Source organism: Roseateles sp. (assembly GCF_044373315.1).
Lineage (GTDB): Bacteria > Pseudomonadota > Gammaproteobacteria > Burkholderiales > Burkholderiaceae_C > JACDQM01.
The window spans coordinates 1-23,771 of sequence record NZ_JBILQK010000061.1 but is presented as its reverse complement, the minus strand read 5'-3'; the positions used below and the strand labels follow the sequence as shown (position 1 = coordinate 23,771).

At 67.3% G+C, this 23,771-nt stretch carries 19 protein-coding genes; 12 read left to right on the top strand and 7 right to left on the bottom strand.

Annotated features, from left to right (window positions below; all coding sequences use genetic code 11):
• The 9 genes from ACIQ67_RS13870 to ACIQ67_RS13830 all read left to right on the top strand — a co-directional run.
• Window positions 1–790 (top strand): aspartate/glutamate racemase family protein (locus ACIQ67_RS13870; RefSeq protein WP_397534961.1); only part of this gene is annotated, 790 nt, incomplete at its 5' end.
• Window positions 787–2,421, top strand: a complete 1,635-nt coding sequence (locus ACIQ67_RS13865; protein ID WP_397534960.1) for an ABC transporter substrate-binding protein — start codon at window positions 787–789, stop codon at window positions 2,419–2,421. The genes ACIQ67_RS13870 and ACIQ67_RS13865, both read left to right, overlap by 4 nt.
• A gap of 90 nt (window positions 2,422–2,511) precedes the next feature.
• Window positions 2,512–3,465, top strand: a complete 954-nt coding sequence (locus tag ACIQ67_RS13860) for an ABC transporter permease (RefSeq protein ID WP_397534959.1) — start codon at window positions 2,512–2,514, stop codon at window positions 3,463–3,465.
• A 10-nt stretch (window positions 3,466–3,475) separates the two neighbouring features.
• Window positions 3,476–4,381 carry an ABC transporter permease gene (locus tag ACIQ67_RS13855; protein ID WP_397534958.1) on the top strand — a complete coding sequence of 302 codons (906 nt, stop codon included), beginning with the start codon at window positions 3,476–3,478 and terminating at the stop codon, window positions 4,379–4,381.
• Window positions 4,382–4,389: 8 nt separating this feature from the next.
• Window positions 4,390–5,502, top strand: coding sequence for an ABC transporter ATP-binding protein (locus tag ACIQ67_RS13850; RefSeq protein ID WP_397534957.1), 1,113 nt, complete (start codon window positions 4,390–4,392; stop codon window positions 5,500–5,502).
• Window positions 5,499–6,515 carry an ABC transporter ATP-binding protein gene (locus ACIQ67_RS13845; RefSeq protein ID WP_397534956.1) on the top strand — a complete coding sequence of 339 codons (1,017 nt, stop codon included), beginning with the start codon at window positions 5,499–5,501 and terminating at the stop codon, window positions 6,513–6,515. The genes ACIQ67_RS13850 and ACIQ67_RS13845 overlap by 4 nt, the downstream gene beginning before the upstream one ends.
• A gap of 19 nt (window positions 6,516–6,534) precedes the next feature.
• Complete coding sequence (locus ACIQ67_RS13840) at window positions 6,535–7,728, top strand: amidase (protein ID WP_397534955.1); 1,194 nt, start codon at window positions 6,535–6,537, stop codon at window positions 7,726–7,728.
• Between the two features lie 251 nt (window positions 7,729–7,979).
• Window positions 7,980–8,831, top strand: coding sequence for a mechanosensitive ion channel domain-containing protein (locus tag ACIQ67_RS13835; protein WP_397534954.1), 852 nt, complete (start codon window positions 7,980–7,982; stop codon window positions 8,829–8,831).
• Window positions 8,832–9,054: 223 nt separating this feature from the next.
• Window positions 9,055–11,001 carry a metallophosphoesterase family protein gene (locus ACIQ67_RS13830; protein ID WP_397534953.1) on the top strand — a complete coding sequence of 649 codons (1,947 nt, stop codon included), beginning with the start codon at window positions 9,055–9,057 and terminating at the stop codon, window positions 10,999–11,001.
• A gap of 132 nt (window positions 11,002–11,133) precedes the next feature.
• On the opposite strand, the gene ACIQ67_RS13825 is transcribed toward ACIQ67_RS13830, so the two are convergent.
• Complete coding sequence (locus ACIQ67_RS13825) at window positions 11,134–11,664, bottom strand: ureidoglycolate lyase (protein WP_397534952.1); 531 nt, start codon at window positions 11,662–11,664, stop codon at window positions 11,134–11,136.
• Window positions 11,665–11,791: 127 nt separating this feature from the next.
• Here ACIQ67_RS13825 and ACIQ67_RS13820 point away from each other — a divergent pair, with 127 nt between their 5' ends.
• Complete coding sequence (locus ACIQ67_RS13820; RefSeq protein ID WP_397534951.1) at window positions 11,792–12,280, top strand: GreA/GreB family elongation factor; 489 nt, start codon at window positions 11,792–11,794, stop codon at window positions 12,278–12,280.
• Window positions 12,281–12,834: 554 nt separating this feature from the next.
• Here the strand turns inward: ACIQ67_RS13820 and ACIQ67_RS13815 are convergent.
• From ACIQ67_RS13815 to ACIQ67_RS13790, 6 genes are all read right to left on the bottom strand, one after another.
• Complete coding sequence (locus ACIQ67_RS13815) at window positions 12,835–13,086, bottom strand: type II toxin-antitoxin system ParD family antitoxin (RefSeq protein WP_397534950.1); 252 nt, start codon at window positions 13,084–13,086, stop codon at window positions 12,835–12,837.
• Between the two features lie 227 nt (window positions 13,087–13,313).
• Window positions 13,314–15,026, bottom strand: coding sequence for a M14 family metallopeptidase (locus tag ACIQ67_RS13810; protein ID WP_397534949.1), 1,713 nt, complete (start codon window positions 15,024–15,026; stop codon window positions 13,314–13,316).
• Between the two features lie 102 nt (window positions 15,027–15,128).
• Window positions 15,129–15,926: a LytR/AlgR family response regulator transcription factor gene (locus tag ACIQ67_RS13805; RefSeq protein WP_397534948.1), complete on the bottom strand. Its 798-nt coding sequence runs from the start codon at window positions 15,924–15,926 to the stop codon at window positions 15,129–15,131.
• Between the two features lie 61 nt (window positions 15,927–15,987).
• Window positions 15,988–17,169, bottom strand: coding sequence for a sensor histidine kinase (locus tag ACIQ67_RS13800; protein ID WP_397534947.1), 1,182 nt, complete (start codon window positions 17,167–17,169; stop codon window positions 15,988–15,990).
• Window positions 17,170–17,204: 35 nt separating this feature from the next.
• Window positions 17,205–18,332 carry a sensor histidine kinase gene (locus ACIQ67_RS13795; protein ID WP_397534946.1) on the bottom strand — a complete coding sequence of 376 codons (1,128 nt, stop codon included), beginning with the start codon at window positions 18,330–18,332 and terminating at the stop codon, window positions 17,205–17,207.
• Window positions 18,322–19,509, bottom strand: coding sequence for a sensor histidine kinase (locus tag ACIQ67_RS13790; protein WP_397534945.1), 1,188 nt, complete (start codon window positions 19,507–19,509; stop codon window positions 18,322–18,324). Before ACIQ67_RS13790 ends, ACIQ67_RS13795 begins: the two co-directional genes overlap by 11 nt.
• 387 nt (window positions 19,510–19,896) lie before the next feature.
• Here ACIQ67_RS13790 and ACIQ67_RS13785 point away from each other — a divergent pair, with 387 nt between their 5' ends.
• Together ACIQ67_RS13785 and ACIQ67_RS13780 are read left to right on the top strand one after the other, a co-directional pair.
• Window positions 19,897–22,683, top strand: coding sequence for a TonB-dependent receptor plug domain-containing protein (locus ACIQ67_RS13785; RefSeq protein WP_397534944.1), 2,787 nt, complete (start codon window positions 19,897–19,899; stop codon window positions 22,681–22,683).
• A gap of 159 nt (window positions 22,684–22,842) precedes the next feature.
• Window positions 22,843–23,771: hypothetical protein (locus ACIQ67_RS13780; RefSeq protein WP_397534943.1), on the top strand; the 929-nt coding region annotated here is incomplete at its 3' end.

The following is a 23,771-nucleotide window of genomic DNA, read 5'->3' as shown; positions in this document are numbered from 1 at the left end:
GCGAGGCCGTGCTGGCCGCCGCAGAGCAGGAGCAGATCAAGCACTGACGGACACGCCCGGCACGCCGCTTGCACGCGGCGCCGGCATGCATGCCGACACCAGAGGCGCAGCGCCTTCACTGCTGCTGATCAATCCCAACACCACCGCCGCAGTCACCGCGCTGCTGCTGCAGGCGGGTGCGCCGCACACGCCGCCGGGCGCGCAACTGCTGGGCTGCACCGCGCCCTTTGGGGAGCCCTACATCAGCGACGAGACCGGCCTGGCGATTGCCGGCCATGCCGTGCTGACGACCTTCGACGCCCAGATCAGCGCAGGCATGCACCCGAATGGGGTCTTGCTGGGCTGCTTTGGTGATCCGGGCCTGCTGGCCCTGCGCGAGCGCGCCAGCGTGCCGGTGACAGGTCTTGCCGAGGCGGCGATGCGCGCTGCCGCCGCCCAGGGGCGCTATGCCATCGTCACCGGCGGTGCGGCCTGGGCGCCGATGCTGCGCCGCCTGGCCTTCGGTCTGGATCTGCTCGCACCATTGGCGGGCATCGTCACGGTGGCACCCACCGGCGCGCAGCTGCTGGCCGATCCGCAGGCGGCCGGTGCGCTGCTGCGGCAGGCCTGCGAGGAGGCGGCTGCGCTGGGCGCCGACAGCGTTATCGTCGGCGGCGCTGCCCTGGCCGGCTGGGCCGAGCGTCTGCAGCCGGCGCTGGCCGTGCCGCTGATCGACAGCGTGCAAGCCGGCTTCACGCACGCCTGGCACATGACTTGCGAAAGAGAGGGCACACGCAAGGAGATCCCATGACGATCCGTTCTCTCGCTCTGGTTGCCGCCACGCTGGGCCTGCTGGCCGGTACCGCGCAAGCCCAGGAAAAGGTCTTGCGCATCGCAATGACCGCGGCCGACATCCCGCGCACGCTGGGCCAGCCCGACCAGGGCTTCGAAGGCAACCGCTTCACCGGCATTCCGCTGTACGACGCGCTGACGCACTGGGATCTCTCCAAGGCCGATGCGCCCAGCGTGCTGATCCCCGGCCTGGCCTTGAGCTGGGCGGTGGATTCCAAGGACAAGACCAAGTGGGTGTTCAAGCTGCGCCCCGGCGTGAAATTCCATGACGGCTCGCCCTTCAATGCCGACGCCGTGGTGTGGAACGTGCGCAAGGTGCTGGACAAGGACGCGCCGCACTTCGACGCCAGCCAGGTTGGCGTGACCGCATCACGCATGCCCACGCTGCGGAGCGCGCGCAAGATCGACGACCTGACGGTGGAACTGAGCACCAGCGAGCCTGACGCTTTCCTGCCGATCAACCTGACCAATCTCTTCATGGCCTCGCCAGCCCATTGGCAGAAGAAGTTCGAGGCCGCTGCCGGCGCCACGCCCGCCGACAAGGCCCGGGCCGCCTGGACCGCCTTCGCGGCCGATGCCTCGGGTTCCGGCCCCTTCAAGATGAGCCGCTTCGTGGCGCGGGAGCGCCTGGAGCTGGCCCCCAACAAGAGCTACTGGGACCCCAAGCGCACACCCAAGCTCGACAAGGTGGTGCTGCTGCCCATGCCCGAGGCCAACGCGCGCACCGCGGCCCTGCTGTCGGGCCAGGTGGACTGGATCGAGGCGCCCGCGCCGGACGCCAGCGGCTCGATCCGCAGCCGCGGCTACAAAATCTATTTCAACCAGCAGCCGCATGTCTGGCCCTGGCAGCTGTCCTTCGCCGAGGGCTCGCCCTGGCTGGACAAGCGCGTGCGCCAGGCCGCCAACCTCTGCGTGGACCGCACCGGCCTGCTCAAGCTGCTGGGCGGCATGATGGCCATCCCCAAGGGCACGGTGCCGCCGGGCCACCCCTGGTGGGGCAACCCCAAGTTCGACATCAAGTACGACCCCGAAGCCGGCAAGGCCTTGATGGCGCAGGCCGGCCACTCGCCCGCCAAGCCGCTGAAGGTGAAGGTGCAGATCTCGGCCTCGGGCTCGGGCCAGATGCAGCCGCTGCCGATGAACGAGTTCGTGCAGCAGTCGATGAAGGCCTGCGGCTTCGACGTGCAGTTCGACGTGATCGAGTGGAACACCCTGTTCACCAACTGGCGCAAGGGCGCCAAGGACCCCTCGGCCAACGGTGCCAACGCGATCAACGTCAGCTTCGCGGCGATGGACCCCTTCTTCGCGATGGTGCGATTCGTCAGCACCAAGACCTTCCCGCCGGTGTCGAACAACTGGGGCTACTTCGGCAATGCCGAGATCGACAAACTGATCGCCGATGCGCGCAACAGCTTCGACGACAAGGCACGCGACGCCGCACTGGCCAAGCTGCATGCCCGCATCGTCGAGGAAGCGCCATTCGTCTGGATTGCCCATGACGTCGGCCCGCGCGCGATCTCGCCCAAGGTCAAGGGCGTGGTGCAGCCGCAGAGCTGGTTCATCGACCTGGCACCGCTGAGCATCGACTAAGCAGAAGGCCTCGAAACCGCAGCGGGCCACAGGCCAGCTCGCTGTGGCGTTAGCGACACCGCCAACGCCTGCGCCGCGCAGGCCCCGCCGATGATCCTCTACCTGCTTCGCCGCATCGTCTACGCCCTGCCCATCATGGCCGGCGTGGCCCTGGTCTGCTTTGCGCTGGTGCACCTGGCGCCGGGCGACCCGCTGGTCTCCATCCTGCCGGCCGACGCCTCGGCCGAGATGGCCGCGCAGATGCGCGAGCTCTACGGCTTCAACCGCAGCTACCCCGAGCAGTTCATCGCCTGGGTCTGGCGCGCGCTGCATGGCGACCTCGGCCAGAGCATCGCCAGCGGCCGGCCGGTTGCGGCCGAGGTGCTGACCGCCGTCGGCAACACGCTGCGTCTGGCGGTGCTGGCCACGCTGATCGGCTTCGTGCTGGGCAGCCTGTTCGGCTTCGTGGCAGGCTACTTCCGCAACAGCTGGCCCGACCGCCTGGCCTCGCTGCTGGCGGTCCTGGGTGTCAGCGTGCCGCACTACTGGCTGGGCATGGTGATGGTGATCCTGTTCTCGGCCCTGACCGGCTGGCTGCCCGCCACCGGCGCCGGCCCCGACGGCGCCGCCAGCTGGGCCTGGGACTGGGAGTACTTCCAGTACATGCTGTTGCCGGCGCTGACGATGAGCGTGATCCCGATGGGCATCATCGCGCGCACCGTGCGTGCGCTGGTGGCTGACATCCTGTCGCAGGAGTTCATCACCGGCCTGCAGGCCAAGGGCCTGACGCATTCCGGCATCTTTCGCCATGTGCTGAAGAACGTGGCGCCCACCGCGCTGGCGGTCATGGGTCTGCAGCTGGGCTATCTGCTGGGCGGCTCGATCCTGATCGAGACCGTGTTCTCCTGGCCCGGCACCGGCATGCTGCTGAACTCGGCCATCTTCCAGCGCGACCTGCCGCTGCTGCAGGGAACCATCCTGGTGCTGGCGCTGTTCTTCGTGCTGCTCAATCTGGCGGTGGATCTGCTGCAGACCCTGCTCGACCCGCGCATCGCCCGCGCCTGAGAACGACGCCATGGAAACCACCGCGATGCCCGCCTCCGCTTCTTCCGCCAGCGCGCCGCTGGCCGCCGTGCAGCGCTCGCCCGGTTACTGGCGCTCGGTACTGGGCCGTCTGGGGCGCGACCGCGTGGCGCTGGGCGCCGGTCTGGTGGTACTGGCGCTCTTGCTGCTGGCCTTGATCGGCCCCTGGCTAGCGCCGGCCGATCCCTACCAAGCATCCATGCTCAAGCGCCTGCAGCCGATCGGCAGCGAGGGCTATCTACTCGGCAGCGACGAGCTCGGCCGCGACATGCTGTCGCGCCTGATCGTCGGCACGCGGCTGTCGCTGTTCATGGGCCTGACGCCGGTGTTGATGGCCTTTTTGATCGGCTCGGCCATCGGCATCCTGGCCGGCTACGCGGGCGGCACCACCAACACGCTGCTCATGCGTACCGTCGACGTGTTCTACGCCTTCCCCTCGGTGCTGCTGGCGATTGCGCTGTCGGGTGCGCTGGGTGCCGGCATCCTGAATTCGCTGATCTCGCTGACCATCGTCTTCGTGCCGCAGATCGCGCGTGTGGCCGAGGCCGTGACGACTCAGGTGCGCGGCCGCGACTATGTAGAAGCCGCGCGCGCCTCGGGCGCCAGCGGCTTCACCATCGTGCGCGTGCATGTGCTGGGCAATGTGCTGGGGCCGATCTTTGTCTATTCCACCAGTCTGATCGCGGTCTCGCTGATCCTGGCCTCGGGCCTGTCCTTCCTGGGCCTGGGCGTCAAGCCGCCCGAACCCGAGTGGGGCCTGATGCTCAATACCCTGCGCACCGCCATCTATGTGCAGCCGGCCCTGGCTGCACTGCCGGGCCTGATGATCTTCATCACCTCGATTGCCTTCAACCTGCTCAGCGACGGCTTGCGCTCGGCGATGGACAACAAGGGTTGAGCCTCATCATGATCGCGCCGCTGCACACCAAGCCCTTGCCTGACCCGCACGACGGCGACGTTGACGCCAACGCCGACATCGGCGGCCCGGCCCAGCCCCTGCTGTCCATCCGCGGCCTGGTCAAACACTTCCCGCTGAAGCAGCCGATGCTGCCCGGCCGCGGCCCGGCGCCGGTGGTGCGTGCGGTGGACGGCGTGGACTTCAGCGTACTTAAGGGCGAGACCCTGGGCGTGGTGGGCGAATCCGGCTGCGGCAAGAGCACCACCGCGCGCTTGCTGATGCAGCTGATCGAACCCACCGCAGGCGAGGTGGTGTTCGACGGCCGCGTGGTCGGAAGCCGCGACCTCTCGCTGAAGGAGTTCCGCCGCCAGGTGCAGATGGTTTTCCAGGACAGCTATGCCTCGCTGAACCCGCGCCTGACGCTGGAGGACTCGATCGCCTTCGGCCCCACGGTGCACGGCGTCTCGCGGCGCGAGGCGATGGCGCGCGCACATGAGCTGCTGGCGCGCGTGGGCCTGGAGCCGGCGCGTTTCGCCGGCCGCTATCCGCATGAGCTGTCCGGCGGCCAGCGCCAGCGCGTCAACATCGCGCGCGCACTGGCGCTGCAGCCGCGCCTGCTGATCCTGGACGAAGCCGTCTCGGCGCTGGACAAGTCGGTCGAGGCCCAGGTGCTGAACCTGCTGATGGACCTGAAGCAGGACTTCGGCCTGACCTATGTCTTCATCAGCCATGACCTGCATGTGGTGCGCTACATCAGCGACCGCGTGATGGTGATGTATCTGGGCCAGGTGGCCGAGATCGGCGCGGCCGAGGCGCTGTTCGACGCACCCGCCCACCCCTACACCCGCGCGCTGCTGGGCTCGATGCCCTCGATGGACCCGGATGCGCGCACCAGCGAGCCGCCGCTGGCCGGCGACCCGCCCAATCCGATCAACCCGCCCAGCGGCTGCCGGTTCCACCCGCGCTGCGCCGATGCCGTGCCGCTGTGCAGCCAGCGCGCGCCGCAGCCGGTGCAGTGGCAGGCCGGCCAGGCCAGCGATCTGCACCGCGTGGCCTGCCTGATGCACGAGCCCGGCAGCGGCCACCCGCGCGCCGCCGCTCCCCAGGAGGTGGCAGCATGAGCACAACGACCACCCGACCCGAAACCACGGCACCCTTCGTGCGCCTGCAGGATCTCAGCGTGCGCTTCAGCGGCGGGCGCCGCCCGGTGCAGGCGGTCAGCGGCGTAAACCTGGCCATCGCGCGCGGCGAGGTGGTGGCGCTGATCGGCGAATCGGGCTCAGGCAAGAGCGTCACGCTGCGCAGCCTGCTGCGCCTGCACCCGCCGCGGCGCAGCCAGATCGGCGGCGCCATCGAAGTGGATGGCCGTGATGTGCTGGCGCTGTCGCCGCGCGAGCTGGCCGACTTCCGCGGCCGCGTGGTGTCGATGATCTTCCAGGAGCCGCTGTTGGCGCTCGACCCGGTCTACACCGTGGGCGCGCAGATCATCGAGGCGATCAGGCGCCATGAGCCGCTCAGCGCCGATGCCGCCCGGCAGCGCGCCCGCACGCTGTTCGAGCGCGTGCGCATCCCCAGCCCCGAGCGCCGCCTGGATGCCTATCCACACGAGATGTCCGGCGGCATGCGCCAGCGCGCCATGATCGCGCTGGCCCTGGCCTGCAACCCGCAACTGCTGCTGGCCGACGAGCCCACCACCGCGCTGGATGCCACCGTGCAGATCCAGATCCTGCTGCTGCTGCGCGAGCTGCAGCAGGAGCGCGGCATGGCGGTGCTGTTCGTCACGCACGACATCGGCGCCGCCGTCGAGGTGGCCGACCGCATCGCGGTGATGTATGCCGGCCGCATCGTCGAGGAAGGCACGGTGCGCGACCTGATCCGCGCGCCGCGCCACCCCTACACGCTGGCCCTGCTGCAAAGCCGCGCGCATGGTGCGATGGACAAGGGCGCGCGGCTGCAGACCATTGCCGGCAGCCCGCCCGATCTGGCCGCGCTGCCACCGGGCTGCGCCTTTGCGCCACGCTGCCCGCGCGCCAGCGCCCGCTGCCACGAGGCCCTGCCGCCCAGCCAGGCCTTCAGTGCCAGCCATCGCGCCAGCTGCCACCACATCGAGATCGCCGTCGCACCGGCGGCTTGAAAGACATCCGCCTTCCGCCATGCCGCTGCACGATCCCGCCCACGCGTTCGTTCCCTACCCCGACGCGCCGCTGCCGCACGCGCCCAGCGGGCCGCTGGCCGGGCTGAGCTTCGCCGTCAAGGATCTGTTCGATGTGGCCGGCTACCCCACCGGCGGCGGCAACCCCATCGTGCTGGCGCTGTCGGGCATCAAGGCGCAGACCGCGCCCACCGTGCAGCGCCTGCTGGACGCGGGCGCACGCTTTGTCGGCAAGACCGTCACCGACGAGCTGGCGTTTTCGATGAACGGTAACAACGCACACTTCGGCGCGCCAATCAATGGCACCGCACCCGCACGCATCAGCGGCGGCTCGTCCTCGGGCTCGGCCTCGGCCGTCTCGAACGGGCTGTGCGAGTTCGCGCTGGGCACCGACACCGGCGGCTCGGTGCGCGCGCCGGCCAGCCACTGCGGGCTCTACGGCCTGCGCCCCACGCACGGCCGCATCAGCCTGCAGGGCGCGCTGGATTTGGCGCCCAGTCTTGACACCTGCGGCTTCTTCGCCCGCGACAGCCACTGCTTTGCGCAGGTGGCCGAGCAACTGCTGGGCACCGACAGCGCGCCGCTGCCCGCGCTGCCGCGCCTGCGGCTGCCCACCGAGGTGTGGGCGCTTCTGGCGCCCGAGGTGGCGGCGGTGGCGCAGCCCGGCGCCGCGCATGTGCAAGGCGTGATTGGCACGGCCGCGCCGGTGGCGGTGGTGCTGGAATCCTTCGAGGCCATGTACTGGCACTTCCGCCACATCCAGGGCCGCGAAGCCTGGCTGAGCGACGGCCCGCTGATCGAGCGCTACGCGCCGCCGCTGGGGCCCGGCGTGGCCGAGCGCTTTGCCTGGTCGCGCCAGGTCAGCGATGCGCAGGTCAGCGCCGCGCGTGAGTTCCGCAGCCGCTTCCGCGCCCATCTGGCCGCGCTGCTGGGCCACGACGGCGTGCTGCTGATGCCCACCATGCCCGACATCGCCCCGCTGCGCAGCGCGCCCGAAAGCACGCTGGAGGACTACCGCAACAAGGCCATCAACATGCTGTGCATCGCCGGCCTGAGCGGTTTTCCGCAGCTGAGCCTGCCGCTGCTGCAGCGCGACGGCGCGCCTCTGGGCCTCTCGCTGCTGGGGCCGGCCGGAAGCGATGCCAGCCTGGTGGCGCTGGCGCAGCGCCTGGCGCAGGCCGGGCTGGGGCGCTGAGCCCATTCGTTCATTCAGTAGGCGTTCCCGTGCCTGGCTCGGGCTCGGCTTGCCGCGGAGCCGGCGAGCATCACAGACAAACCGGCCATGCCCGCACATCACGCGCGGGCCATCCAGAGCGACATCCTCGGGCCGACCTCATCACCTGTTAGTGTTCGGTCCCGCAAGACGCGGCTTAATGCGCAGGAACTTGCGGGACCGAACACCAGGCAAGCTGTGCTGGCCACCGAATCGCGGATCTGAACGAGCTCATGAACACCATCGACAACCTGGCGCGCTTGATTCCCGGCCAATGGGAGAAAGTCATCGTCACCGCCCTGCTGGTGGGCTTGGCCTTGCTGGCATCGCATCTGTGGGGGCGGTATCTGTCGCGCGGCGAGATGTCGGCCGAGAAGCGCCGCCTGCACCTGGTGTGGGCGCGCAACATCATCTGGTTTGCAACCCTGCTGGTGATGGTGTCGGTGTGGGCATCGACGATTGCCGGCTTCGCGCTGTCGGTGGCGGCGGTGGCGGGTGCCATCCTGATCGTCAGCAAAGAGCTGGTGATGTGCGTGCACGGCTACCTGTATGTGACCGTGGTGCAGCCCTACAAGATTGGCGACGTGATCGAGTTCGACGGCCTGAATGGCCGGGTGGTGGACATCGACATGTTTGCCACCACCCTGGTCGAGCTGGACCGGGCGGGCCAGCGCACCGGCAAGGTGGCCGAGTTTCCCAATGGCCTGCTGCTGACGCACCCGTTGGTGAACGCATCGCCCAACGGGGCTTACGCGCTGCACGCCATCCAGATCCCCATCCCCGAGCGCGCGACGCACGATCTGGACCGAATTGAAGCGGCAGCCTTCGCCGCGGCCGACGAGGCCACCGCCGCCTGGCGCGACGAGGCCATGGCCCATTTCCGCAAGGAGGCAGAAAGCAACTTCATTGCCCTGCCCTCAGGCAAGACCAAGGTGTCCTGGGACTTCTCAAACCCGGAGCAGCTGGTGCTGGTGGTCCGCGTGGCTTGCCCGGTTGAGCAGCGCGCCAAGGTAGAGCAGGCGGTGTTCCGCCAAACCTGGCGCAGCATTTCGCCAGCGCCGCAAGCTGGCTTGGCCGAGCACTGAAAGCGCAGTCGCCCAGCGGCAGCACGGGACAGACAAGGAAGAGAAAAGGAATGGAACTTGTCAGTCAGGCCTGCCGCCCCACCCGGGCGGTGCGGCCCGGCCGGCTGCCATAGACTGCGCGCTGATCGCACGCGTTATCTAGCTGACATCGCAAGGTCACGGCATGGTCACATGCGTCGGCCAGCATGCGCCCTCCATTCGAACCCCTCTGGAGGAGATGATGATGATCACGAAACGCTGTTTTCCCGCTCTTAGCCTGGCTGCCTTGCTGAGCGCCTGCGGTGGTGGCGACGATGCCCCTGTTGCGCCAGCTCCTGCGCCGGCCCCTGCTCCCGCTCCGGCTACGGCGCCCGTCGCAGCCAAGACACTGAAAGTGGCCGTGCTGCCAGACACGCAAGGGGGTGGCAGCAATGCAGCGGTTCATCCGATGCGTGCCTTGCTGGAGCTCTACAAGCAGCAGAAGGTGGATGTCGTGCTGGTGGTGGGCGATCTGGCCGAGAACGGCACCGCTGCGGAGTACCGGCAGTGGCGCGAGGTGGCAGAGCCCTACAAGGCCCACATGCGGCTGCTGCCCATCATGGGCAACCACGACAACAAGGGAATGGACCAGGACTGGCACGACCTGGTGGCCGACTTCATCCCCGCCGAAGCGGAGCACATGCCCGGAGCGCGCAACAAGAACTACGTCTGGCTGCGCGACGACGTGCTGTTCATCAACATCTCCTACGGCTGGATGCCCTACGCCTACGAGTTCATCGAACAGAGCATCCAGAAGCACAGGACCAAGGCCAAGCACATCGTGCTGCAGACGCACAACTCCTTCGTTGGCAACAAGTACGGCCTGCTTCGCGAGCGCATCGTCGAGGGCTACAAGTCCGAGGACAGTGACGTGGCCTTCCGCGCCGTGTATGACAAGTACCGCAAGCTGCTGGCCGAGCATGACGTGATCTATGTTTCGGGCCACGAGCACATGTATGCGCGCAGCCTGGTGCGCGATGCATCACAGCGGCCCTTCATGCAGATCGTCTCCGGCAGTGCCTCGTACAAGGGCTACGAGAACCGCTTTGGCGAGCATGAACAGGTGCAGCAGACGCTGATGCTCAAGGCCCGCGTCGAGAACACCGGCGCGCTGGACGTCAACGCCTCGATCTTCGAGTTCACCGGCGATGTGCTGGACTTCAAGGCCTGGTATGCCGAGCACACCGTGCTGCGCAACGAAGACGGCCCCAAGGAACTGGCACAGGCGCAGTGGCAGCTGTTCGACCGCTTCCGCCGCAGCAGCCAGCGCTGCGACAAGGTGGTGTATCCCGCCAGCTTCCCAGCCAACATCCAACGCAACAACGTCTACGACACCAGCTACCGAACCAGCGCCTGCAGCTCGACGCTGGGCAGCAGCGCCCGCGTGCTGGACGGCGAGAACCTGACTTTCAACCGTCACGACACGCGCACCCGCACTATGGCGGCCGAGCCCGGCAAGACCGAGGCAGCTAACAACCGCGAGATGCTGTCGCTGATGCAGCGCCACATGTTCGTCGCCCACGAAAGCTGGCGCCCCAACCTCAACAACAGCCAGCGTGCCCGCATCATCAACGCCGGCCAGAGCACCGAGGCGGTCGAGGTACGCGCCACCACCATCGACCTGAAGAAGCAGCTGCTGTTGTCGTGGGAGCCCAAGGTTGACGGACTGCAGTCGGAGGTGCTCAGCATCAGCGGTACCGCCGGGCAAGGCGGCACCTATATCGAACCTTATGGCCGTGAGAAGGACATCCGCAACAGCACAGGCCTGCCCGGCTCGCTGGGTGATGGCAGCGAAGCCGGCAAGCTACCGGTGCAACTGCCTGCCTGGGCCAGCGGCCGGTGGGCCTTGTCGGCCGATGGTGGCGGCGACCCCTTCGTTCTGTCCTTCACCGTGCCCAAGGGCGTCGATATCAATCAGGTCCGGCTGGCGCGCCAGGACCCGAGCACGGGCAAATGGCAGCTCCTGGCGCCGGCCGACTGCCTGAGCCGCCAGCCCTACAGCGCGGCCTTCCTGCGCGGCGTGCCAGCTGACTGGACCGCCGCCTGCGGCGGCACCACGTCCGCGGTGGTGCAGGGCTTCGACGCAGCGTCGGGCAGCTTCTGGGTGCGGCAGGCCCGCGAGGGCCGCTTCGCACTCATCAGCAAGCCTTGATCGCACTTCGCCTCGGCCCGCCGCAGCAATTCCCGAGCGGCCGGCCGAGGCCCGGCGCAGCCCAGCTGGCCCGGCACGCCAGGGCCAGCGCTGCGGCCGCTGATGCAGGCCAGCGCAGCCCTGCATTCATCATCAAATGGCCCTCGGCAGCGCCAGCCACACGTCGTGCAAGGCCAGCACTTCGCAATCCACCTCGGCCGCGCGGCGCTCGATCACCAGAAAGTCGCCGGCATCCACCGCCAGCAGCGGGTGGTGCCAGGTGCCGGCATGCAGACACACGCCCTGCCAGCCATCGCTGACGAAGGCCTGCAACTGCTCAGGCGTGTCCGGCCCCGGCCCCGGCCCCGGCCCCGGCCGCGCCACCACCAGCGCCAGCCGCCGCGGCCCGCCCAGCGGAATGAAGCTCTGGGTGGAAAGCAGATGCCGCTCCAGCTCCTGCAGGCGCAGCGGAAGCACGCGCGCCTGCGCCCGGCTCAAGCTCAGCTCGCCACGGCCCTGATCGGCCCCCAGCTGCAGATCGCCAACCAGCACATGGCGCCGGCTGGTCCCGCTGTTGATCGCCTGGCCGGCCTCGCCCGAGGGCGGCGGACCGGCCTGCAGCACGTGACCGAAGGGGGCGAAGGCTTCAGGCGTGAGGGGGCGAGCTTGGAGGGTGAAGGGCATAGGGGTGGTCTTCTTCGTCATGCGGAGAGACGCGCAAGGGGCGTGCCAACAAGACGAAGTGGCGGCCTGGTGCTGCACTCCATAATCATGACCTGCCCCCGCTTGTTCGAGGCGCTGACCTTTCATCATGGATAAACTCTTGCTGCAGCAGCAGGTGCTGGAACGCCTTGCCGAAGACCTGCTGCAAGCCGAACAGGCGGCGCGGGTGGCCCATGAAACGGCGACCCACGAAGAAAACATCGCCGAAAACAAGTACGACACCTTGGGCCTTGAAGCCGCCTACTTGGCCACCGGCCAGGCACGTCGCGCCGAAGCCATCCGCCAAGCGATCACCCATTGGCGCCAGTTCCGCCCGAGCCCCTACGACGCCAGCAAAGGCATCCAGCTCGGCGCGCTGGTCAGCCTGGTTGATTCTGACGACCAACAGCAGCAACAGTTGCTCTTTCTTGGACCGAGTGGCGGCAGTATGAAGTTGCTCAGCGGCGCTCAGCAGGTTCAGGTCATCAGCAGCGAAGCCCCGTTGGGCAAGGCCATGCTGGGCAAGTGTGAGGGTGATGAGGTGTCGATACAGGTCGCCCCAATGCGACAGCTGTTTGAAGTGCTGCGGGTTGTTTAAGCCGCCGCCAGCAAGTTCACGCCGAATTGATCAAGGCTTTGATCGCCCCGACCTCTCTTGGCTGACAACGCCAATTCACGGCCGTCCAGGGAAGCCGCCGGTCAGGCTGTGACTCTTTGCCGGCCAAGGTCAGTTTCAGGTGCCACGGCCTAGTTCACGCTGTCGGCCAGGAGCTCACTTAAGCTCGCGCAGCTCGGACGGCGGCGTTGGCTCGGTTCCGGCCGGCCAACTTAGCCAAAGGGCTGTTATCGACCAGTCATCGAGCTCTGGGCCTGCGCTCGCCCAACAGCCTGACCACATCAAGCTGGTCTCCGCGTTCGAAGTAGCACCAGAGCAGCGGGAACTTCGCCACCCGCCAGGTCCGAAGCCCCGGAATGCCGAGGTGCTTGCCGAGTGTCGGTGAGCCGATGCCAGGATCAAGTTCGATCTGGTCACGCGCGGCGTTGGTGGCGTTGGCTGCCTTCACCGCCGCGCGGGTGCCACCCTCTTTGTGCGGTAGTACCTGACCTCGCCCTACTGATCGCGCAGCGCCTGCGGGCGCAGTACTGCCGGCTTCAATCGATCTCGCCGCGAGCGATAGCCAGCAGTTCCACCTGGTCCGCCGTTGTGCGACGCCGACCAGACCCGGATGCCAAGCCTTCTTCGATGAGATCGCGAAGCCGCTTCTTGGCCTGCTCTTCCTGATCGCGGCGAACCAGATTGCAGATGTACTCGCTGGTGTTGCCGTAGTTGCCGGCGGCGACCCGGTTGTCGGTGTACTCGCGCATCGACTCTGGCAAGGCAAAGCTCATGGTTTGGCGACTCATGCAGGCATCTTGGTCAGCTTGACAACAGTTGTCAAACCGGCTGCAGGGAGCCAATGGCGGCCGATGAGGGATCTAGGGCGATTCCGCCCGTTCAGGTCGAGCCAGGCGCGAATGACTCTGAGCAGCAACCTGCGGCTGCCTTCATTCGCCATCAGCCCGCCGGCTAGCAGGCGGCCGGGCCTTCGGTCGGCGTCGCAGAGTGCACTGGCACTCTGCTCGGTCCGATCTCAGTCCAACTCCACCTCAGTCCGCACCGTGCCGGCGCGATCCGCGCAGGCGGTCAGTGCGAGGCGCGTGCCCTTCGGTGCGCGCACCACCCACTCGCCCACCGCGCGGTCGGCGGTGATTTCGCGGCTGGGCAGGAAGGCCAGTTGGGTAGCCTTCGGGCCGTGGCCTTCCAGCTGCGGGCCTTCCATGCGTTCCTTGCCGCTGACCAGGCTGATCTCGGGGCTGGCGGGCAGGTGGATCTCGAACATCACGCCGCGCACCACCTTTCGGTCGAGCGCGCGCTTGGTCACGTAGGCGGGCAGGTAGCCGGTGTTGGCCACGGCCATTCGCACGCGCCAGGTGTCGGGGCCGAGGGCACGTACTTCGGTGCGTAGCAGCTCCAGCTTGGGCAGGCTCAGCGCGATCTGGTTCATCCAGCCGGGGAAGCGCGCGGCCTCGCGCTCGCGCAGATGCGGCGGCGGGTTGCGCCAGTAGTTCATCTTGTCCCAGCCGCCGATCTCGATGGCGCCCAGCTGCGGGTGCAGAAAGGGCTTCCAGTCCACATGGGCCTGGCCGCCGCATTGCTCGTCGCTCCACTTCAGCAGCTTCAGGTCGTCTTCCACCGGATGGTCGCGGAACCAGTCCACCCACTTGTAGCCCTCAATGCCGGCTTCCTTGTTGGGCGACCAGATCTCCACCACCCAGAACAGCGCGCCCAGGTGCTCATAGACCCAGTCCTGCGTGCCGGTGATGATGTCCTTGGGGTGGTACTTGAAGTCGTGCCAGATGCTGACGCTGGGATAGCCGGTGTGCTTTTCGCCGAGCTGCGAGAAGCGTTTGTAGCTCCACAGGTCCTCGGGAATCATGTCGTCGTCGCTCTGCGTGCCCATGGGCCGCAGGATCACGCCGCTGTGGGTGTGATAGCTGATGGCCGCGCCGATATTGGGGTGAGCCACGATGAAGTCCACCATCGCCCGCACTTCGGGTTCGCTGGTCGGGTAGGGGCCGGCGCCGGTCTGCTTGTATTCCTGCCGCCACTCGCTGGGGAAGTTACGGTTCAGGTCCAGGCCCTCGCGGTCCTTGTTAACGGTGACGGTCAGGCCGTCGTGGTTCTTGATGAAGCCCTCGGGGATCAGGCGGTAGTACTCGCCGCCGAATTCGCCGGGCTCACGCGCCACCATCAGGCGCGGCTCGTCGGGGTGCTTCTTGTAGGTGCCGTTGGGGTCGGGCACGCGCATGGTGAGCATGCGGCCGTCGCCGTCGATGTCTTCCATCGTCAGCCCGTCCACCGGCTCCTCGTCATAGGGATAGGCGCGGGTGGAGCTGCGGATGTGGCGCGGCCGCTCGGCCAGCGCCAGCTCAGCACCGTCGGGGTTCAGGCGCGGCACCATATAGATCACGCGGGTGTCCAGCAGCTGGGTCACCTGGCGGCCCTGCTCGTCGGCGCTGCCGTACTTGCCCAGCAGGTCGTGCAGGTAATACAAGCAGGCGGTGGAGGCGCTCAGCTCGGCGGCGTGGATGTTGCCGTCCAGCCAGAAGGCCGGCTTGTCGATGTCGGCGCCGGTGGCGGTGTTGGTCAGAACCAGAACCCAGATGTCGCGGCCCTCGAAGCTCTTGCCGATCGAGCGCACCGAAACCAGGTTCGGTCGCGCCTCGGCATAGGCAAACAGCAGCTGGGTCAGCTCCGGAAAGCGGTAAAACTGGTCGAAACGCGGTTGGGGCAAGGCGGCCATGTGTGAAGGGGGCGCACGTTGAGATGCGGGCCATTGTGCCCCTTCATGCGTGACGTCATACCCGGGTTAGACCGGGCTGCCGCACCCCCTGTGCGAGAGGCGTCACTGGCCTTTGAACAGCCCCTGGAACTGGCGCGACACCGGCAGCTTCTCTTCACGGCCCTTGAGGGTCAGCTGCATGGTGTTCTCGTCCACCCGCAGCGCGGTGGCGATGTGGCGGCTGTTGACCAGCACCGAGCGGTGCACCTGCCAGAACTGCTCGGTGTCCAGCTGCGCCAGCAGCTCTTTGAGCGGCGTGCGGATCAGCGCCTCGCCACCCTCGTAGACCACGCGGGTGTACCGGTTGTCGCTCTCGAAATAGATGACATCCTCGGGCGCGATCATCTTCACCTCGCGGCCCAGGCTGGCCTGGATCAGGCGGCTCTTGGCCGGCGCGGCGGCGGGCAGCAGCTGCTTCAGCAAGGCCTGCAGATCGGCTGCCGCCGGAGCCGCCAGGCTGGGGGTGGCGGTCTGCAGCCGCGCCTTCAGCCGCGCGATGGCCTGGCCCAGGCGGGCGTCGTCCACCGGCTTCATCACATAGTCCACCGCGCCGGCATCGAAGGCCGACAGCGCATGGTCGCCAAAGGCCGTCACGAACACCACATGCGGCGGGTTGGCGGTGGCAGCCATGCGGCTGGCCACCTCGATGCCGGTCAGGCCCGGCATGCGAATGTCCAGGAAGCAGATGGTCGGCTCATGCTCCAGAAAGTCGTCCCAGGCGTCCACGCCGTGCACGCTGGCGGCCACGATCTGCAGCTCGGGCCACAGGCGGACCAGCGCGGTGCGCAGCTGCTCGCGCGGACCTTCCTCGTCGTCGGCGATCAGGGCGGTCAGGGGCTTGCTGGTACTCATCAGGTTCATCGTCAGTCCTCTCTCGTTCTCACTCACTCGGTCAGTCTGTCTGTCGGTTGTTCTCGGTCGCTCAGCGCGGGGCCGGGTCGGCCCCGCCCTCGGGCCGCACCAGCACCTGGGCCAGGCAGCCGGCCGGATCAGCCGGCGCCACGCGCAAGCGGGCTCGGGTGCCGAAGGCCTGGGCCAGGCGCAGCGAGCTGTTGCGCAGGCCGTGGCCGGCACCGGCGCCGGTGGGCTGGGCATGGGTGGCGGCACTGAACTCCAGCTCTTGCGCCAGGCCCGGGCCGTCGTCGATCACCTCGGCCTGCAGGCTGCCGTCGGCCAGCACATCGGCCTTGAGCAGCACCTCGCCGCCGGAGAGCTGCGGCTGCACGCCATGCTCGACGGCATTCTCAACCAGGGTCAGCAACAGGCCCGGCGGCAGCTGACAGACCGCGGCGGCATCGCTGATCTCGACCCGAAAGCGCAGCCGATCGCCCAGCCGCGCCTGCATCACTTCCAGATAGCGCTGCACCGCCTCGCCCTCTTCGGCAACTGACAGCAGCGGGCGGTCGAACAGCGGCAGCGTGGCGCGCAGATAGGCCGTAAGCGAAGCCAGCATCGGCGCTGCGCGGTCGTCCTTGCTGGCCACCCAGTGCTGCAGCGAGGCCAGCGAGTTGAACAAGAAGTGCGGCTGGATCTGCGCGCTGGACAACTGACGCGCCAATTCAGCGGCTTGTTCGCGAAGGCGCTGGTCGCTCAGCCAGTCGGCCAGAAATTCATTGCGCCACATCGCCAGCACCCACAGCCCAAAGCTCGCAATCAGCAGCAGCGCCACACCCATCAGGGCCACCGCGGTCTCCCCTGTCGAGAAATCCAAGCCCATGAAGCCGGCGTAGACACCCATCAGGAAGATGCAGCAGATGCAGATCGCAATCACCCAGAGATAGCCCAGGTACAGCGAACGCATGGTCGGCCGGCGCCACACCCAGACGCCCACGCGCATCAGCGCCAGCGCCATCACAAGGTCGACGATGAAGCCGGCCTGGCGCAGCTGGGGCTCCAGCATATAGCTCAGCAGGCTCGCCAGCGCCAGCGCGCTGATGAATGAGGCCGCCTGCACGCTGGGCGAGATGCCCGAGGCGCGCTGGCCCAGCAGCTGCCACTCGGTTTCACTGAACTTGTGGCGCGGGCCCAGCATCAGCACCACATGCCAGTCCAGCGCGGCGAACCAGGCCTTGGCTTTGTGCAGCCTTGTGGCTGTGCTTGTCATTGCTGTTGTCGGTGTTGTTGTGGTCGTTGTCGTCGTCATTGCGTGGGTTCTCCCTGGGCGGAGGTGGCCTGCAGCGGCAGGCTTAGCGTGGCGACACAGCCGCCGGTGTCAGCCGAGTTCGCCAGCGTCAGGCTGGCCTCAGCGCCGAAGGCCTGGGCCAGGCGCTCGCGGCTGTTGGCCAGACCAACGCCGCGGTGGCAGGAGCTGGCCGCCGCGTCGGCGTCGGCTGGCAGGCCGGGGCCGTCGTCGCTGACGCTGAGCTCCGCCATGCCGCTCACGCGCCGGGCCTCGATGCGCACGCAGGCCGCGCCCAGCTTGGGCATCACGCCGTGTTCGATGGCGTTCTCCACCAGGGTCAGCAGCAGCGCGGGTGGCAGCGGCTGATCCTGCAGGCTGGGCTCGATCTCGATCTCCACCCGCAGCCGCTCACCCACGCGGGCCTGCATCACCGCCAGGTATTCGCGCACCGCGGCCAGCTCTTCGCCGAGTGCGATTTGCTCGCGATTGAACAGCGGCAGCGTGGCGCGCAGATAGCCGGTCAGCGAGCGCAGCAGCGGCGTGGCGCGGGCGTCGCCGCTGCTGACCCAGTGGTCCAGCGCGGCCAGCGAATTGAACAGAAAGTGCGGCTGGATCTGCGCCTGCAGCAGCTGCGTCTGCAAGGCCGTGTGGCGGCGCTGGTCGTCCAGCTCGCGCAGGCGCGCTTCGATCTGCTGCACCCGGACGATCACCAGAATCCACCAGCCGCTGGCCACCGCAAAGAACCAGGCGCCCATCAGCATCATCGGCAGATTCATCGCGTCTCGACCCAGGGTCTTGACGCCGACCAGAGACAGCAGGCCGAACAGCCCGCCAGCCCCGAAGGTGAGCAGGTTCAAGGCCTTGCGGGTCGGGTGCTGCCACAGCCACTGCGCCGCCCGCAGGCCCAGCCAGGTCAGCAGCAGCAGGCCCGCGAAGAGGATGGGGGATCGCTGGCCCCCAAACCCCTGGACCGCCACTGCCAGCAGCACGATCACATCGACCAGCACCATGTGCTCGATCATGCGCGGCCAGGGCTGGCTGCCGGCACGCTCCATCTCGGCGGCGCTGAAGATGCGGGGGGGGCCGGGATACCAGTACTGGCGCCAGTCCGTGCAGTTCGATGCGGACTTGGATTCAGCGCTCATCGCCAGCCCCTTGCCCTTCGACCACCAGCTCGGCACAGGTGCCGCCCTCGTCAGCCGCGCTCAGGCGCAGACGGGCACGGGTGCCGAACACGGCTTCCAGGCGGGCACGGCTGTTGCTCACGCCGAGACCCGCCTGCCAGTCGCCATCCAGGCCCACGCCGTCGTCCTGCACGCGCAGGATCCAGCCCTCCGCGCCAAGTGGCTGCAGCGAGACACGCAAGCTGCCGCCTGACAGCGTGGGGGCCAGGCCATGCTCCAGCGCGTTCTCCAACAGGCTCAGCACAATTCCGGGCGGCAGCTGCGCACGCTCGGCCGTGGCGGCGTCAATGTCGAGGTCGTAGCGCAGGCGCTCGCCCCAGCGGGCCTGCATCACGCTCAGGTAATGGCCCACCAGCGCCAGCTCTTCGGCCAGGCGAACCTGCGGCTGCATCATCAGCTCGGCCGAGCCGCGCAGAAAGGCCGTCAACGCCCGCAGCAGGCCGCTGGCGCGCGCGTCGCCGCTGTCCACCCAGTGCTGCACGGCCGACAGGGTGTTGAAGATGAAATGCGGCTGGATCTGCGCCTGCAGCAGGCGCAGCCGGGCTTCGCTGGCCTCGCGTGCGATCTGCGCACGCTCTTCGGCCGCCCGCGCCTCCTGCAGTTCCTGCTGCAGCTGGTAGCGGCGTCCGGCTGCGGTCAGGCCAACCAGCAAGGCCATCACCAGGCCCACGCTGAGCCCCACGGGCACACCGATGCGCAGCAGCGCTTCGAGTTCGGTGCTCAGCGAGCTGAGGCCGGCCAGGCCATGCCGGCTCAGACGCCCGGCAACCCAGCCGGTGAGCACGCCCAGTAGGGTGCTGATGCTGATGCGCAGCATCAGGCGGCCGAGGCCGCGCTGGCCCATCACCTTCTCCGGCTGCAGCCAGGCCACCAGCAGCACGAAAGCCAGCGCCAGGATTCCCATGCTGCTGAGGATCAGGGCCATGAGCAGCGGCATGCCGGCAGCACGCAGGCCGGCCGTGGCGCCGCCGATGGAGCCGATCAAGCCCAGCCAGACCCACAGACCGCGGCGGCTGTAGAGCAGCCGATCCAGCGCGCGCGCCTGCGCCTGCATCTGCGGCTGCATGCGCAGGTAATGGCGTTCGGCCCAGGTGAAGTACCAGCGCTGGAATCGGTTGAGGTGGGGTTCGGTACGCATGGGGCCAGAGTCTAGGCAAGGCTCGCGGGGCCGCAGCCCGGGCTGCGGCGAACTGCGGATTTGGCCGATGAATGGCCGACACGCCCGGCTCAGGCCAGGCAGGCCAAATCAGGCCGCAGCCGGGGCCAAGGCCTGTCCGGCATCCTTCGTCGACCACCCGGATGAGTGGCCCTGCCGGAGCTGAAATGTTGCATTCACACGACTCTGGTAGAAGCCCCGACGGAAACATTCTTTCGATTCCTTAGACTGCGCCCCTTACGAAAGTCATGGCTGGGGCATCACTTGCAGCCAGCCCACTTGATATTGCCAAGTCGGCCGATTGCCAGAAAACCTGCCAACGGGCCGTGATTTCCGTGCCACCAGCACACCCGAATCGGAGTCCTCTCAATGCGTTCCTCCCCCCGTCTAGCCCTTCGCCTGACTGCGCTTGCAGCCGGCCTCGTCTGCATGCACGCCCAGGCTCAGCAAGCCCCGGCAAGCACTGAACAGCTGCAGCGCATCGAAATCACCGGTTCGAACATCAAGCGCATCAACACTGAATCGGCCGTGCCGCTCCAGGTCATCACGCGTGAGCAGATCGAGGCTTCCGGCGTCACGACCGTCAAGGGCCTGATCGACGAACTCGCCGCCTCCACCGGCGGCCTGTCCGACATCGAAGGCGCAAACCGCTTCTCGCCGGGTGCATCCGCCATCTCGCTGCGCAACCTGGGCGCGCAAGCCACGCTGCTGCTGTTGAACGGCCGCCGTGTTGCCCCCTACGGCCTGGCAGACTACGCCACGCTGTTCAGCAATGTGGACTCGCTGCCGCTGGAAGCCATCGAGCGCATTGAAGTGCTGAAGAGCGGCGCTTCCGCCATTTACGGCTCTGACGCCGTGGCCGGCGTGATCAACGTGATCACCCGCCGCGACTACAAGGGCACCCAGCTGTCCGGCTGGATGGCCAACTCGCTGAACACCACCCAGTTCGGCGAAAAGGGACTGTCTTTCGTGATGGGCCGTGGCGATATCGTCCAGGACCGCTACAACGTGGTGGCCATGGTCAGCGCCTACCAGCGTGACCCGCTGTTCTACAGCGACATCATCTCCGACACCAACCCGGAACTGACCAAGTACAGCCCCAGCTACGGCACGCCGTCGAGCTTCAGCTGGCCCGGCAACATCATCGGCCAAGGCCCTCTGGCCGGCTGCACGGACGTGCGCAGCAACCTGTGCATGTACAACCGCTACGAGCGTTTCCAGGCTATCCCCAGCGCTGACCGTCTGAACCTGATGGTCAATGCGCGTTATGCCCTGAACGCCGACACCGAGCTGTTCTTCGAGAGCATGTACTCGCGCACCGAAGTCGATTACTTCGGCGGCCACCAGATCTATGGCGGCCCGTCCGCCGGCACGACGACCTGGGGTGACCCGTCGACCAACAGCTCCAAGATTTTCCGCTATGTGTTGCTGCCCACCGGCCACCCGCTGAACAAGCTGGGCCGCCCGGCTGAACTGCGCTATCGCTTCGTCGACAGCGGCGCCGGCAGCAGCGTCAAGGCTGACGAGTACCGCGTGCTCGGCGGTGCCAAGGGCACGATCAACAACTACGACTGGGAAGTTGCGCTGCAGCACCTGGGCAGCAAGGCCGTCTCGACGAGCCGCGGCTCCTTCAGCGAGACCGGTTTCAAGGAAGTCATCGGCGACTGGAACAATCCGGGCGCTGATTTCTTCAACCGAGGCTACAAGATCGGCCAGACCAACAGCCCTGAAGTGCTGAATAAGCTGTTCCCGACCTACGGCTACACCGGCAAGATCAGCCAGACGGCTCTGGACGGCAAGGTTAGCGGCGAGCTGATGAAGCTGCCGGCCGGTCAGTTGGCCTTCGCAGCAGGCGGCGAGATCCGCAACGAGTCCGTCTCGATCGACCCGACGCAGAACCTGCGCCGTGGCGACATCGTCGGCAACGGCCTGTCCGCCGCCGATGCCTCGCGCACCTTCTACGCTGCCTTCGGCGAGTTGAGCATCCCGGTGATGAAGGGCCTCGAAGCCCAGGTCGCCGCGCGTTTGGACAAGTTCCCTGGCTTTGACGCTCACCTGTCGCCCAAGCTGGCGGTGCGCTACCAGCCGAGCAAGGAACTGCTGTTCCGCGGCACGATCGAGAACGGCTTCCGTGCACCCAACCTGACGGAAAGCGCCGAGTCGACCAAGTTCGCCTTCCAGCGCGCGTCCGATCCGAAGCGTTGCGGCCTGGCCCTGAGCCTGCGCGCCGACCTGGTCAGGCAAGCCCAGGCCCTGCCGGCGACGGACCCGAACCGCGCCCTGCTGCTGTCGCGCGCCGACTCGGTGCAGACGGCTGAGTGCGGTTCCGTGGCCCTGATCACCAAGAACAACCCCAACCTGAAGCCGGAAACCGCCAAGAGCCACTCGCTGGGCATCGTGCTGGAGCCAATCAACAACGTCAGCGTCTCGCTCGACTACTGGAGCATCAACCGCAAGGACGAAATCTCGGCCCGCAGCGCTTCGCGCATCCTGACCGAGGAAGGTGCCGCTGGTTCGCCTGAAGTGCTGCGTGATCCGCTGTCCCGGGACACGACCTTCACCGCTGCTGAGCAAGCCCGCTATGGCGTGACGGCTGGCCGCATCAACGCCCTGCTGCGCAACTTCGTCAACCTGAACCGCACGAAGACCGACGGTGTGGACGCCGAGTTCCGCCTGCGCACCGAGACGCCGCTGGGTCGCCTGACCACGCAGCTGACCGCGACGTACCTGAACTCGCTGTATTCGTGGAACACCACCACGAACCAGTGGAGCCACAACTACGCTGGCTTCTATGAGTACCCGCGTCTGCGCACCAATGTGTCGTTCACGCTGCGCATGCCCAAGTGGACCCACGGTGTGAGCTTCATCTCGAACACCGGCTCCAAGGGCCTGGGCTACAGCCCGACCGACACCTTCTGCAAGGACTACGGCATCACGGAAGGCGACTGCAAGTGGCCGGGCAACACCGTCACCAACTACTTCGTGTCCTACACCGGCGTGAAGAACCTGTCCGTGCAGCTGAACGTCAACAACGTGTTCAACAAGCTCGGCCAGCTGGACGTGCGTTCCTTCGTCGAGCCAGGCGGCATCATCCCCGCCCAGTTCGCTGACTCGATGAAGGCTTCGTACCGCCTGTCGGCCACGTACAAGTTCTGATGACAAGGTTTCGGGCGGCAGCCGCCGCCCGAGCCAAAAGAGAGAAGCCGTTCGACTCCACAATGAGCCGACGGCCTTTCTTGCTTCTGCAACTGAATGGTCCAGCCGCCGCGGCCTCCCGCGCCAGCGCTTGCTGACCATCCCATGACCTGAGTGACCATGAACGGAATGGCCCCCAATTTGTCTCGCCGGCGTGCCGCCTCGCAAGGCGCGCTGACCCTGATCGGTGCCGCAGTGCTGTCGCTTGCCGCAGCCCTGCCGACCAGCGCCGTGGCCCAGCAGGCTGCCGGCAGCGCCGCCAGCAGCACGCCTGCACCGCTGCGCGCTTACCTGTCGCCGCCCAAGTTTCGCTCCCCGACCCTGTCGCCCAGCGGCAGGTATCTGGCCGTCACTTCGGCAATCAATGGCCGCATGAACCTGGCCGTCATTGACCTGGAGACGCGCAAGTCCCAGGCTGTGACTTCCTTGTCGGCCTACGACGTGACCCGGTTCAACTGGATTGGCAACGAGCGCCTGGCCTTCAGCGTCGGCAATATCAATGCGCCAGCGGGCGAGGTCGAAACCTCCGGCGGCGGCCTCTTCGTCGTCAGCCGCGACGGCAAGGAGTCACGCACGATCACGCCGACCGTGCGCGAGTTCATCAACTCGGGCGCCATGGTGGGTCGCGGCCTGAGCTATGCCGGCCCCATTCCTGGCAGCGACCGGGAAATCCTGGCCGCCGGTAATCTCCGTGCGGCAAGCTCGATCGACTTCTACCGTGTGGATGTGGTGACCGGCAAGCAGACGCTGCTGACCTTCGATCACCCCGGCCAGGTCCAACGCTGGCTGCTGGACGCCGACCTCGTGCCCCGCATCGCGGTGATTCGCGAACGTGACGACGAGCTGGAAGAGAAGCCGCTGAAGGTGCTCTACCGCGCCAGCCCTAGCGCAGCGTGGGAACAGATCGCCACCTCTGCGCGCGGCCACGGTGACGGCGAGATCTTCACGCCGGAACACCTGAGCGCTGATGGCAAGACCTTGTACGCGGCGACCAACAAGGGCCGCGATACCGTCGCGATCTTCAGGTTCGATCTCGAAAAGAAGGCCCT